The sequence below is a fragment of the Streptomyces sp. NPDC051555 genome (assembly GCF_044454405.1).
Taxonomy (GTDB): domain Bacteria; phylum Actinomycetota; class Actinomycetes; order Streptomycetales; family Streptomycetaceae; genus Streptomyces.
In genome coordinates, this window is record NZ_JBITDP010000024.1 from 5,645 (window position 1) to 18,710 (window position 13,066).

General features: G+C 73.0%; 9 protein-coding genes. 4 read left to right on the forward strand and 5 right to left on the reverse strand.

The features are described 5' to 3' along the window. Positions 1 to 190: 190 nt before the first annotated feature. The 4 genes from ACIBEA_RS34715 to paaK form a co-directional block, all read right to left on the reverse strand. Positions 191 to 925, reverse strand: a complete 735-nt coding sequence (locus ACIBEA_RS34715) for a 4'-phosphopantetheinyl transferase family protein (protein WP_399267173.1) — start codon at positions 923 to 925, stop codon at positions 191 to 193. A gap of 10 nt (positions 926 to 935) precedes the next feature. Continuing rightward, positions 936 to 5,489: a type I polyketide synthase gene (locus ACIBEA_RS34720; RefSeq protein WP_399267174.1), complete on the reverse strand. Its 4,554-nt coding sequence runs from the start codon at positions 5,487 to 5,489 to the stop codon at positions 936 to 938. Positions 5,490 to 5,567: 78 nt separating this feature from the next. After that, the gene (locus ACIBEA_RS34725; RefSeq protein ID WP_399267175.1) at positions 5,568 to 6,398 is read right to left on the reverse strand and encodes a YhjD/YihY/BrkB family envelope integrity protein; all 831 of its coding nucleotides are present in this window, start codon (positions 6,396 to 6,398) and stop codon (positions 5,568 to 5,570) included. Between the two features lie 71 nt (positions 6,399 to 6,469). Next, positions 6,470 to 7,828: a phenylacetate--CoA ligase PaaK gene (gene paaK, locus ACIBEA_RS34730; protein ID WP_399267176.1), complete on the reverse strand. Its 1,359-nt coding sequence runs from the start codon at positions 7,826 to 7,828 to the stop codon at positions 6,470 to 6,472. A gap of 106 nt (positions 7,829 to 7,934) precedes the next feature. On the opposite strand from paaK, the gene ACIBEA_RS34735 reads away from it, so the two are divergent. The 3 genes from ACIBEA_RS34735 (at position 7,935) to ACIBEA_RS34745 (ending at position 10,312) form a co-directional block, all read left to right on the forward strand. Continuing rightward, complete coding sequence (locus ACIBEA_RS34735; protein WP_399267177.1) at positions 7,935 to 8,867, forward strand: alpha/beta fold hydrolase; 933 nt, start codon at positions 7,935 to 7,937, stop codon at positions 8,865 to 8,867. 112 nt (positions 8,868 to 8,979) lie between these two features. Beyond that, positions 8,980 to 9,201 (forward strand): hypothetical protein, encoded by a 222-nt coding sequence (locus tag ACIBEA_RS34740; protein WP_399267178.1) that lies wholly within the window; start codon positions 8,980 to 8,982, stop codon positions 9,199 to 9,201. 43 nt (positions 9,202 to 9,244) lie between these two features. Continuing rightward, a complete protein-coding gene (locus ACIBEA_RS34745) occupies positions 9,245 to 10,312 on the forward strand; it encodes a protein kinase family protein (protein ID WP_399267179.1) in 1,068 nt (355 codons plus the stop codon). Between the two features lie 64 nt (positions 10,313 to 10,376). Here ACIBEA_RS34745 and ACIBEA_RS34750 read toward each other — a convergent pair whose 3' ends face one another. Further along, positions 10,377 to 12,008 carry an acyl-CoA synthetase gene (locus tag ACIBEA_RS34750; RefSeq protein WP_399267180.1) on the reverse strand — a complete coding sequence of 544 codons (1,632 nt, stop codon included), beginning with the start codon at positions 12,006 to 12,008 and terminating at the stop codon, positions 10,377 to 10,379. A gap of 186 nt (positions 12,009 to 12,194) precedes the next feature. On the opposite strand from ACIBEA_RS34750, the gene ACIBEA_RS34755 reads away from it, so the two are divergent. Further along, a complete protein-coding gene (locus ACIBEA_RS34755; protein WP_399267181.1) occupies positions 12,195 to 12,995 on the forward strand; it encodes a crotonase/enoyl-CoA hydratase family protein in 801 nt (266 codons plus the stop codon). Positions 12,996 to 13,066: the final 71 nt, after the last annotated feature.

A 13,066-nucleotide genomic window follows, 5' to 3' on the forward strand; every position in this document is an offset into this window, starting at 1 on the left:
CCCGCTGCCCGGCGGCGTGTCGGGGTGTGGGGTCTTGTTCAGCCCCCGGCCCGCCCTCCCGCCGGGCGGGGCCCGGGGGCCGGGCGGGGGGCCGGCCCCCCCCCCCCCCCCCCACGGCCAGGGTTCCACTGACAAGCATGATCCGGCGGGGCACGGAGCACCAACGCAGTGCCGTCATGGGGCGGCGGCGTCACGAGCGGGGGGCGAGCACGAGGGCCAAGGCCGTGCCTTCCGTCTGCCACACCATGGCGCGGCGTGCCCCGCCGAGCAGGGGCGGCCACAGGCCCAGGATCGGGACGCGTCGCGCGGCGGCGCCGAAGATGCCGCTCCTGTCCGCCTTGACCGCGGCTTCCTTGAGCGCCCAGGCACCGGCCCAGGCATCGGGCCGATCGCCGAGCCGGGCCCCGGGCCGGTCCGCGGCGATGGCGCGTCGGTCCCGGGGCGAAAGGACGTGGTCCGCGACGCGGCGCACCGTCGCGGCCGAGGCCGTATCGCACAGGTCCACACCGACCGGCCCCGGTGCCAGGGCCGCGGCGACGTGCCGGGCGGTGTGGCTGATGGAGAGGTGCAGGGCGGGCGCGGGGCCGCCGCCGACGAGGACGCGGGGGCTGCCGTCGCCGCGCGGGAGCACCTCCACGTCGTGCGCCGCGACCGCGAGGAACGTGGCGACCAGGCACTTGGCGAGCAGCCGACCGGCCAGCCATTCGGCCCGGCGCCCGGAGGCCAGGCCGTCGGCCACGCGCTGTTCGGCCGGTGAGAGGAGCGGTGCCCGGCGCAGGTCCTCGCGCCGGGCCACGACGACGCCGGCGCCGCCCCAGAGGAGGGGGCGGCCCGGCGCGATCGACCGGAAGGCGGTGGCGTCCGTCACGACGGTGTCCGTGCCGTCCGTGGTGTCCGTGCCGTCCGTGATGTTCGTGGTGTCCATGACGGCGGGCTCACGCGGCCCGGGCCGGGGACAGGAGCCCCAGCTGCTGCTCCAGCACGGCCACGGCGCCTCGGATCTGCTCGGGCGTGTGGTCGTGGGTGAGGAAGAAGCGCAACCGGGCCATGTCCTCGGGGACGGCCGGATGGAGGATGGGATTGACGCTGATGCCCTGTTCGAAGAGGGCCTGCGCCAACCGCAGGGTCTTGAGGGAGTCCCCGACGATGCAGGGAACGATCGGGGTGTCATGGCTGTCCCCGATGCTGATCCCGGCCTTGCGAGCGAGGCCGACGAACTGCGCGGCGTTCGCCGCGAGCCGGGCCACCCGCCGCGGTTCGCGGCGCAGCAACCGCAGCGCGGTCAGCGAGGCCGCGGTGTCGGCCGGGGTCATTCCGGCGCTGTAGACGAAGCCGGGAGCGGTGTAGCGCAGGTAGTCGATGACCGGGCCGGTCCCCGCGACGTAGCCGCCGCAGCTCGCCAGGGCCTTGGACAGGGTGCCCGACCAGAGGTCGACGGCCGAGCGGTCGACGTCGAAGTGCTCGCCGATGCCGCGCCCCGTCGCACCGATCGTCCCGATGCTGTGCGCCTCGTCGATCATCAGCAGGGCGCCGTACTTGCGCTTGACCTCGACGAGCGCGGGCAGGTCGGCGATGTCGCCGTCCATGCTGTACACGCCCTCGACGACGACCAGCACCCGTCGGTACTGGTGGCGCACCTGCCCGAGGAGGGCGTCCAGGGCGGCCGCGTCGTCGTGGGGGAACGGCCGCCGGGTCGCGCCCGAGAGCGTGCAGCCCTGAAGGATGCTGTCGTGGGCGAGGGCGTCGTGGACGACGAGGTCACCGGGGCCGACGAGGTGCCCGATCACGGTCACGTTGGTGGCGTGGCCGTTGGCCAGGGTGATCGAGTCCTCGCATCCGAGCAGGTCGGCGAGCTCCGCTTCGAGCTCCAGGTGGAGCGGCCGACTGCCGGACAGCAGCCGGCTGGCGGACACCGACGTACCGAAGCGGGCGATCGCCTCCCGGGCCGCTTCGTGGACCTGCGGGTGCGTGGCCAGACCCAGGTAGTTGTAGCTGGAGAACGAGACCAGTTCCCGGCCGTCGATGACGGTCGTGTCCGTCATGCCGCCCTCGTGGACGAGGAAGTACGGGTTGGACAGACCCGACCGGGCGAGTAGGGCGAGGCGCTCGCCATGGGCGGTCACCTCCGGGAAGCACTCGATCCGTGTGTGCTCTGTGGGTGTGGGTGCGGGCGGTGTCGCGGGGAGCCCGTCGTCCTGTGCCGCGCGCTGTTCGGGGACGGGGACCGGGACGGGTGCGGGGACGGGTGCGGCGGCCGGGACGGCCGCCGGTGCGGCATCCTCGGCAGGGCCCGCGAGCAGCGCGGCGATCCCGCCGATGGTCGGCCGGTCGGCCACCGCTTCGTCGAAGCTCCACCCGGGCCACTGCCGCTGGAGCGAGGTGAACAGGTCGGTGAGCATCAGCGAGTCGAAGCCGAGCTCGTCGACCAGCAGCTGGTCGTCGCGCAGGTGACCCACGGGGAAGGCGCTGATCCGGGCCACCTGGGCGGTCACGGCCTCCATGACCTCCCGCCGGGCCGGGGCACGGAAGGCGGGCGGTTCCACGGGGGCGCGAAGCGCCGGGGGAGCCGGGGCGGCGGCGCGAGCCGGGGCAGGAGCGGGAGCCGAAGCGGCGGGGGGCGCGGCAGCGGTGTCCCGCCGCGCGGGCCCCCGGCCGGTGAACCAGTAGGACCGGGTGTCGAGCCGTGCCACCGGCAGGTCCAGCAGCGTGCGCTCCTCCTTGGGGACCAGCGCGCGCGGGTCGACCGGGACGCCCAGGACCGCGAGCCGGGCGAGGGCCAGGACGAAGGAGCGCCCGGCGTCCGGGGCCTCCGCGTCGACGGGGACGACGTGCACGTCGCCGTGACCGGCGAGGTTGCGGCGTACGGACGTCAGCAGCGAGCTGCCGCCGGCCACCTGGAGGAAGACGCGGGCCCCCTGGTCGTAGGCCGTGCGGACGGCCTCGCTGAAGCGCACCGGTACGGACGCGTGCCGGCTCCACAGTCGGCGCAGCAGGTCGGGATCGGCGCAGACCTGTGCGTTCACGGAGGACACGAAGGTCAGGAGGGGGCTGCTGATGCGGCGGCCGGCGAGGTCCGCGCGGATGCTCTCCTCGGCCGACTCCAGCCGCGGCGAGTGGAAGGCGTGGGACACCTCCAGCGACGCCGTGACCACCCCGGCCTCGGCACAGGCCCGCCGCAGGGCCGCGAGCCCTTCGACCGTGCCGCTGACCACGAGCTGGCGGGGTTGGTTGAAGCAGGCGAGCCACACGTCTTCGATGCCGTCGACGAGCCGGCGGCAGGTCTCCTCGTCGCTCTGCACGGCGAGCATCCCGCCCTGGAAGCCGCTCTCGGCCCGCCGGACGGCCGCGCCCCGGCGGACCAGCAACCGGACGGTGTCCACGGGGGTGAGCACTCCGGCCGCCGCGGCCGCGGCGAACTCCCCGACGCTGTGTCCGAGGGTGAGGTCGGGGGTGACGCCGCAGTCGGCGAGGACCCGCGTGACGGCGATCTGGACGCTGCCGAGCAGCGGCTGGCACACCTCCGTGGCGGTGAGCCGCTGCATGCGCTCCGCGGCGCCGTGGGCCGTCGTGGTCCCGCCGTACAGCAGCTCGGCGAGGTCGACGCCGATGTCCCGGCGGGCCACGGCGCCGAGGACGCCGACCGCCGACCGGAAGGCGGGGAACCGCTCGTGGAGGTCGCGCATCATGTCCGGTCGCTGGCTGCCCTGACCGGGGTAGAGGAAGGCGACGCGGCGCTGCGCGGCCGGGAGCGGCGCGTCGGCGGCGAAGGCCCCGTCGCCGAGGTCGCCGCGGGCGCCGGCGAGGAGCTGTTCCCGGGCCTCGCGCAGCCGCCGCAGGAACGCGTCGCTGTCGGTGGCCACGATCGCCAGCCGTGCGGTCAGCGGCCTCCGGGCGGCGAGGGTGTGGGCCACGGCCGCCAGCGGCGCACGGTCCGCCGTGTCGAGTGCGTCGAGTACGTCGCCGATGTGCTGGACCAGCAGGTCGGGGTTGCCGGCGGAGAGGAGGACGAGCTGGGGGTCCGGGGCTCGGGCACCGTCCGGGCCGCCGGTACCTGTGGTGTCCACGCTGCCTGTGGTGCCAGTGGTGTCGTCGGCGTGCTCGGGGCGGGGGCCGGGGGCCGGGGCGGGCCGCTGTTCTTCCAGGACCACGTGGACGTTCGTACCGCCGAAGCCGAAGGAGCTGACGGCGGCCCGCCGCGGGGCGCCCGTACTCGGAAAGGGACGGGCGGTGTCGGCGAAGCGCAGGCCGGCGGCGGATATGCCCAGGTCCGGGTGGGGGACGGTGTCCGGCTGCGGCACGATCGTGCGGTGGTGGACGACCAGGGCCGTCTTGATCAGCCCCGCGATGCCCGCCGCGGCCAGGGAGTGCCCGATGAGGGCCTTGCCCGAAGCGAGGTAGCACAGCCCCGGGTCGTCGTCGGGGAACTCGGTGCGCAGTCGGCGCAGTGCCTCGGCCTCGGCGCGGTCGCCCGCGGCGGTGCCGGTGCCGTGCGCTTCGAGGAAGCCCACGGAGGAGGGCGCGACGCCCGCGTCGTCGTAGGCCCGGCGCATGGCGCGCAGCTGACCTTCGGGGGTCGGGACCAGGGGGCCGGGGGACGCCCCGTCGTTGGCGGTGCCGATGCCCTTGATCACCGCGTACACCCGGTCGCCCGCCGCGAGCGCGTCGGCGAGCGGACGGAGGACGACGACACCGGCTCCCTCGCCGAGGACGAAGCCGTCGGCCCGCTCGTCGAAGGGACGGCACACCCCGGTGGCGGAGAGCGCGCGGAGCCGGGAGAAGCCGACCAGGCTGTCGGGCGTGAGGTTGAGGTACACCCCGCCCACGAGGGCGATCGAGCAGGTGCCCCGGCGCAGGTGGGCGATCGCCTGGTCGAGCGCCACCAACGAGCCGGAACAGGCCGCGTCGACGGCGAAGCTGGGGCCGCCGAGGTCGAAGTGCCGGCTGACCGCGCCGGACGCCATGTTCAGCAGGCTTCCGGGCAGGGTGAAGGACTCGACGGTGCCGAGCCGTCCTTCCTGCTCCTTGACGGCGCCCCGGCTGCCGCCCGCCGCGTGCGTGTCGTCGGCCAGGGTGATGACGCGCATGTGGGCCGTCATGAGGTCCTTGTAGTCGGACACCGACAGGCCGAAGAAGACCCCGGTGTTCTCCCGGTCGAAGTCGCCGCGGCCCAGCCCGGCGTCGTCGAGCGCCTCGCGGGTGACGCCGAGCATCAGCCGGTGCTGCGGGTCCATGGCCCGGGCGCGTGCGGGGGGCACCCCGAAGTGCAGGGCGTCGAAGCGGTCCACGTCGTCGAGGAAGGCGACCTGGTCGGTGTACGCGGCGTTGGGCGCCGACGGGTCATCGGGCGCGTGGAAGACCTCATGGTTCCACCGCTCCCTCGGGACCGTGGAGAACTGCCGCTCGCCGCTCAGCAGCAGCTCCCAGTAGGCACGGACGTCCGGGGCGGAGGGGAAGCGGCAGCCGATTCCGATGATGGCGATGTCAGTCATGGGAGCTTCCTTCGGGGCGGTGGCGCACGACGGGTGATTCCCACCGTGCCCGCAGCGGCCCCGCGGCCGTAGCCCCGGCTATTCGTCACTTGACAGGGCGCCGGCGTCCGTGCGCAGGCGCCGCAGGGTGCGGTCCTCGTGGACCAGGCGCCCCACGAGCGCACCGCCGTAGACGACGAAGCCGACGCCGACGAGCCAGGACTGGACGACCAGCAGGGTGCCGAAGGGGCCGTAGGTGACGGCATTCGAAGCGATGAGGGGGGAGAAGACCAGCTGGGAGAAGATCCGCAGCCCCAGGAGGCCCAGGCTGGTGGCGACCGCTCCGGGCAGCAGGGCCGGCCAGCGGACCCGGCCGCCGAGCAGCACCCGTTGCGAGACCCAGAAGAAGACGCAGGTGCCGGACAGGTCGCCCGCCGTGCCCAGGACCGTCCCGATCGCGTCGTCGGAGGGGGCGGGGATGAGGACGAGCAGGGCGATGTAGACCACCAGCAGGGCCAGCCAGACGACGTGTCGCCACATCGTGTGCCAGCGGGCGGTCGGCAGGTCCCAGACCTTCTCGTAGCCGGTCTGCACGGCCGAGCCGAAGGTCAGGCCGAATACCGCCAGGGCCGCGAGGCCGAAGGCGGTGGTGCGCTCCAGTGCCTGGTTCTCCGCCCCGAAGAGGACCTCGACCCGGGCCCGGGAGGCCGCGGTCACGCCGAGGGCCTGCGCGAGCCAGCGGCCGAACCCCTCACCGCTGCCCGGCGCGGCCGCCGCCACGACGATCAGCAGGGGCACCAGGGTGAGGAACCCGAGGGCGGCGAAGCCCATCGCCCGGTGCATCAGCTCCATCTCCCGGCCACGGCTCCAGGCCAGCCCGGCGGAGGACGCCAAGAGCCGGTCGTGGAGCTGCCGGAGGGACGGGGTCACGCACCATGCCCTACCCGCGAGCGCCCACCGCTTCCCGGATGTGGCCCGTAAATGCGCCCGAAGGGGTGGTTTCAGCCGCCCGAAGGCGTGTCACCACGGCCGCGGAGGTCCACGATGCGCTGGAGCTTGCCGACCGAGCGCTCCAGGGTGTGGGGGTCCACCACCTCGACGCGTACGGAGACCCCGATGCCCTCCTTGACCGCCCGGGTCACCGCGGCCGCCGCCCCCTCGCGCTCGGCGGTCGTGGCCTCCGGGCGGGCCTCGACGCGCACGGTCAGGGCGTCCATCCGGCCCTCGCGGGTCAGGCGGAGCTGGAAGTGCGGGGCCAGCGCGGCCGCGGACGTGCGCAGGATGACCTCCTCGATCTGCGTGGGGTAGAGGTTGACCCCGCGCAGGATGATCATGTCGTCGCTGCGGCCCGTCACCTTCTCCATCCGCCGGAAGGCGGGTCGCGCGGTGCCGGGCAGCAGGCGCGTGAGGTCCCGGGTGCGGTAGCGGATCACCGGCATGGCCTCCTTCGTGAGGGAGGTGAACACCAGCTCCCCGGGCTCGCCGTCCGGCAGCACCTCGCCGGTGAAGGGGTCGACCACCTCCGGCAGGAAGTGGTCCTCCCAGATGTGCAGCCCGTCCTTGGTCTCGGCGAACTCCTGGGCGACCCCGGGGCCGATCACCTCCGACAGCCCGTAGATGTCGACGGCGTCGATGTCGAGGCGCTCCTCGATCTCCCGGCGCATCTCCTCGGTCCAGGGTTCCGCGCCGAAGATCCCGGTCCGCAAGGAGGTGGACCGGGGGTCGAGGCCCTGGCGCTCCATCTCGTCGAGCAGGGTCAGCATGTACGACGGGGTCACCATGATGACCTCGGGGCGGAAGTCCTGGATCAGCCGGACCTGGCGGTCGGTCATCCCGCCGGACGCGGGCACGACCGTACAGCCCAGGCGCTCGGCGCCGTAGTGCGCGCCGAGGCCGCCGGTGAACAGTCCGTAGCCGTACGCGATGTGCACCACGTGGCCGGGGCGGCCGCCCGCCGCGCGGATCGAGCGGGCGACGACCTCGGCCCAGGTGTCGAGGTCGCGCTCGGTGTAGCCGACGACGGTCGGCGCCCCGGTCGTCCCGCTGGAGGCGTGCAGCCTGCGCACCTTGGAGCGGGGGACGGCGAACATCCCGAAGGGGTAGTTGTCGCGCAGGTCGGCCTTGGTGGTGAAGGGGAACCGGGCCAGGTCGGCGAGCGAACGGCAATCCTCGGGGTGCAGTCCGGCCTTGTCGAAGGCCTGCCGGTAGAAGGGGACGTGCTCGTACGCCCGGTGCAGGGTCGCGCGCAGACGGGACAGCTGCAGCTCCGCCAGGGCGTCCGGCGTCAGCCCTTCGCTGTGGTCCGCGAAAGCGGAACTAGCCGAACTAGCCGCAGCAGCGGCAGTGGAGGAAGCAGCCATCTCGTCACCCCGTTGTGAGCCAACCGACCGATCATTCGGTAGCCTGCCGGAGCTCGTGGCGGAAATCAATGACTCGAACGAGTGATCGCCTGTTTGAATGTCGGCCATGTCCTCCTCGCACGCCCCTTCCGCCTTCGATGCGGCACCCGACGGCGAGGCCGCTGCGGTCCCCTCCGGCACCGGCCACTTCACCACCTACGACGGGACCCGGCTCGCCTACCACTCGCAGGGCTGGGGCGAACCGCTGATCTGCCTTCCCGGCGGGGCCATGCGGGCCTCCGTCTACCTGGGCGACCTCGGCGGGCTCGCGGCCAACCGCCGCCTGGTCCTGCTGGACCTGCGCGGCACCGGGGACTCCGAGGTGCCGGCCGCCGGGGCGACGTACCGAGTGGACCACCAGGTCGCCGACGTCGAGGCGCTCCGGGTGCACCTCGGCCTGGAACGCATGGACGTACTGGCGCACTCGGCCGGCGGCAACCTCGCGCAGCTCTACGCCGCCGCCCACCCGGAGCGGCTGCGCGCCCTGGTCCTGGTCACCCCCACCGCGTGGGCCCTGGGCGTACCGGTCACCCCGGAGCTGCGGCTGGAGGCGGCGCGCTTGCGGGCCGGTCGGGAGCCCTACGACGCGGCCATCGCGGCCTACCGGACCATCCTCGACGGCGGTGGCGGCGACGCCGAATGGGAGCTCGCGGTGCCCCTCTTCTACGGGCGCTGGAACGAGCGGGCCCGCGCCCACGCGGCCGCCAACACCGACCAGCAGAACGAGGCGGCGGCCCACGCCTACGCCGCCCCCGAAGCATTCGACCCGCCCGCCACCCGGGCCGCCCTCCAGGAGGTCACGGCCGACGTCCTGGTCCTGGCGGGGGAGTTCGACGGCAACCCGCGCCCCGAACCGGCGGCGCGCATCGCGGCGCTCTTGCCCCACGGGGTCCGGGACGTCCAGCCGGGCGCCGGGCACTTCCCGTGGATGGACGACGCGCCGTGGTTCGCGGCGCGGGTGGAACGCTTCCTGGCGGGGGCGGCGGGGGCGAGGGTCTGAGCCGGGACGGCGGCCGTCGGGCCGCCTCCCGAGCGGCCGTACGCCCGGCGGCGTACCGTCGAAGGACGTGGAGGAGCCGCAGGAGGCAGCCCCCTGAAGGGAGGCGGTGGCGATGTCCGACGTCGACCCCGCCGTATCGGTGCGGCTCGGAGCCTCCGGCGCCCGGCGCCTGGTCGGGCTGCTGGCCGAGGTGTCCCGGCTGCTGGAGGACCCCGGACCGCTGCGCCTGACCGACGAACAGGCCGCCTCGCTGGGCCAGGGCATCGACCGCCAGGAACTCGCGCACTGGAGCCGCGCCCTGGCCGCGGAACTCCGGGTCGACCTGCCACCATGACTGCGCGGCTAGGCATTTCGGAGAGGCTGGTGCGCTGGTGGGGGTGGCCGTCGAGGGCTTCGACGCATCGCGCGGTGCGCGGTTGGCGGCGTACGGCGCCGTCTCCACATCGCTGGCGCTCTACGGCGATCGCGAACTGCGCGACCTCGTCGATACGGCCGCACCGATGGGTTCCGGCATCGGCGGGACCTCGGCGTTGCTGGAGGTCGGCGGAACCCCTGTCTTCGTCAAGCGGCTGCCGCTGACCGATCTGGAGAGGCGACCGGAGAACGTCCGTTCCACGGCGAACCTCTTCGGGCTGCCCACCTTCTGCCATCCCGGCCTCGGGGTTCCCGGAAGCCCCGGATGGGGGGCCTGGCGGGAGTTGGCCGTGCACACCATGACGACGAACTGGGTGCTCGCACAGGACCACGAGGGCTTTCCGCTGATGTACCACTGGCGGGTGCTGCCGCACCCCGGGCAGGTGCTGCCGGCGGAACTGGAAGATGTGGAGCGGACCGTCGCCTACTGGGGAGGCGGAGCGCAGGTGCGCCACCGGATCGAGGCGCTGCGGGACTCCTCGGCGAGTGTCGCGTTGTTCCTGGAGTACATCCCGCAGACCCTGCACGACTGGCTGGACGTTCAGGTCAAGGCCGACGAGGAGACCGCCGAGCGGGCATGCGCCATGGTGGCCGAGGGACTTGAGGCCGGAACCTCATTCATGAACGCCCGCGGGCTCCTGCATCTCGACGGCCACTTCCAGAACGTCCTCACCGACGGCGAGCGTCTGTTCTTCACGGACTACGGCCTCGCGATCTCCTCCCGGTTCGACCTGTCGGAGGAGGAGTCCGCCTTCTTCGCCGAACACCGGACCTATGACCGTTTCTACACCGTCACCCACCTCGTGCAGTGGCTCGTCACCGCCCTGTACGGGTACGAGCGGGACGAGCGCGTCGCGTTCGTGCGTGCCTGCGCCCGGGGCGAACCTCCGACGGGGATCCCGTCGCAGGTCGCGGCGATCCTCACCCGCCACGCCCCGGTCGCCGCGGTGATGACGGACTACTACCGCGCGTTCCGCTTCGAGAGCAGGCGGACCCCGTATCCCCGGGAGGCGCTCCGCCGGCTCAGCTGACGGACGGATCGCCGGATCGCCCGACCGCCTGCGATACGGGAGTCCACCTGGACCTGGCGGTCCGCTACGCCTGTGCCCGCCCCTCCGCCTCGGACGCCACCGCCTTCGCCCACCGGTAGTCCGCCTTGCCGCTCGGCGAGCGCTGGATGCTCGGCGCGATGACCAGCTGGCGCGGGATCTTGTAGCCGGCGAGTTTGGTGCGGCAGTGGCTCTGGATCTCCTCCAGTGTCGGGTCGGCCGCGCCCGCGCGGACCTGGACCACCGCGGCCACGTGGTTGCCCCACTTCGCGTCCGCGACCCCGGCCACCAGGGCGTCGTACACGTCCGGATGGGACTTGAGGGCCTGCTCGACCTCCTCCGGATAGACCTTCTCGCCGCCGGTGTTGATGCACTGCGAGCCGCGCCCGAGGATCGTGACGATGCCGTCCTCGTCGACGGTGGCCATGTCGCCGAGCAGCACCCAGCGCTCCGTGCCCTTCTGGAAGAAGGTCTCCGCCGATTTGACGGGGTCGTTGTAGTAGCCGAGCGGCACGTACCCGCGCTGGGCGAGCCGCCCCGGTTCGCCCACCGCCACCGGCTCGTGCGTCACCGGATCCACCACCTGCGTACGGTCGTTGACCTCCAGCCGGAACCCCTTCTCCGGCCCCGAGTCGTTGGTCGCGCGGCCGTTCGAACCGGACTCGGACGACCCGAAGTTGTTCAACAGCATGACGTGCGGCGCCAGTTCCTGGAATTCGGCGCGCACCGTCTCCGACATGATCGCCCCGGAGGAGGAGAGGCTGAACAGGGAGGACAGGTCGGCGCCCTGCAACGGCCCGCGCAGTGCGTCGATGAGCGGCCGGAGCATCGCGTCGCCGACCAGGGAGATGCTGGAGACCTTCTCCTTCGCGATCGTGCGGATCACGTCCTCGGGCGTGTACTTGCGGTGGATGGCCACCCGCTGGCCGTAGTTGAAGGCCACGAACGAGGTCAGCGTCGACGTGCCGTGCATCAGCGGGGGAGCGGGGAAGAAGGTGAGGCCGGGACTGTTCCCCGCCACTCGCTCGGCCAGTTCCTCGGGCCGCTTGACCGGCTGACCCGAGGGTTCACCGCCGAACAGTCCGGCGAAGAACAGGTCCTCCTGGCGCCACATCACGCCCTTGGGCATCCCGGTGGTGCCGCCCGTGTAGATGATGAAGAGGTCGTCGGGCGACCGCGGGCCGAAGCCGCGGCCGCTGGAACCGGCCGCCTCCGCCTCGGCGTACGGCACGGCGTCCAGGTGCGGGGCGCCGTCGGGAGCCGTCCCCACCCGGACGAGGTGGCGCAGCTTCTCCGTCTGCGGCAGGGCGCCCGCGACCCGCTCGGTGAACTCGGCGTCGAAGACCAGCGCCGCGAGGTCCGCGTCGCGGTAGAGGTAGACCAGCTCCTCCTCCACGTAGCGGTAGTTGACGTTGACCGGTACGAGCCGCGCCTTGAGCGCGGCGAGGACGGTCTGCAGGTACTCGACGCCGTTGTAGAGGTGAAGGCCCAGGTGCTCGCCGGGCCTCAGACCGCTGTCCAGCAGATGGTGCGCGATCCGGTTCGCCGCCGCGTCCAACTCGCCGTACGTGAGGCGGCGCTCCGCGCCCGTGCCCGGGTGGTCCAGGTACACAAGGGCCTCGCGGTCGGGAACCACGTCGACGACCGACTCGAACAGGTCGGCAAGGTTGTACTCCACCGTTCCTCCTGACCCCGGAAAAATCCGCATGACAGAGCCGCGCTGGGCGGCACGGCGGCCATTAGAGCGCCGTGCCTGCCAACTGGGAAGGGCGGCACCCAAGAAATCTGACTGGGTGTCAGAAAACTATTGAACTGCACCCGCCCCTCCTGCAACCTGTTCTAGGTCTTGAGAGGGAGGACGGCAATGGGTGGGACAGAACACCTGACCGTGGAACGGCACGGCGCCACGCTGGTGCTCACCATGAACAGGCCCGAGGCGAAGAACGCGCTCTCGCTGCCGCTGCTGGTCGGGCTGTACGACGGCTGGCTCGAAGCGGACGCGGACGACACGATCCGGTCGGTGGTCCTGACCGGGGCGGGCGGCGACTTCTGCGCGGGCATGGACCTCAAGGCCCTCGCGGGCAAGGGGATGGCGGGCGACCAGTACCGGGACCGGCTGAAGGCCGACCCCGATCTGCACTGGAAGGCGATGCTGCGCCACCACCGCCCCCGCAAGCCGGTCATCGCCGCCGTCGAGGGCTACTGCGTCGCGGGCGGGACCGAGATCCTCCAGGGCACCGACATCCGGGTGGCCGCGGCGGGTGCCACCTTCGGGCTCTTCGAGGTCAAGCGCGGGCTGTTCCCGATCGGCGGGTCGACGGTGCGGCTGCCCCGACAGATCCCGCGCACGCACGCCCTGGAAATGCTGCTGACCGGGCGGCCGTACGGGGCCGAGGAGGCGGCCAGGATCGGCCTCGTCGGGCAGGTGGTGCCCGACGGCACGGCGCTGGAGAAGGCGTTGGAGATCGCCGCGCTGGTCAATGCCTGCGGGCCGCTCGCCGTCGAGGCCGTCAAGGCATCCGTGTACGAGAGCGCGGAGCTCACCGAGACGGAGGGCCTGGCCGCCGAACTCACCCGGGGCTGGCCCGTCTTCGACACGGCCGACGCGAAGGAAGGCGCCCGAGCCTTCGCCGAGAAGCGACCGCCGGTCTACCGCAGGGCCTGACCCCGCCCGAAGCGGAGCCCGGCCCTGCGACACGTCGAGCCGACCGCACCACGCCGAGCCGCCCCGCCCGA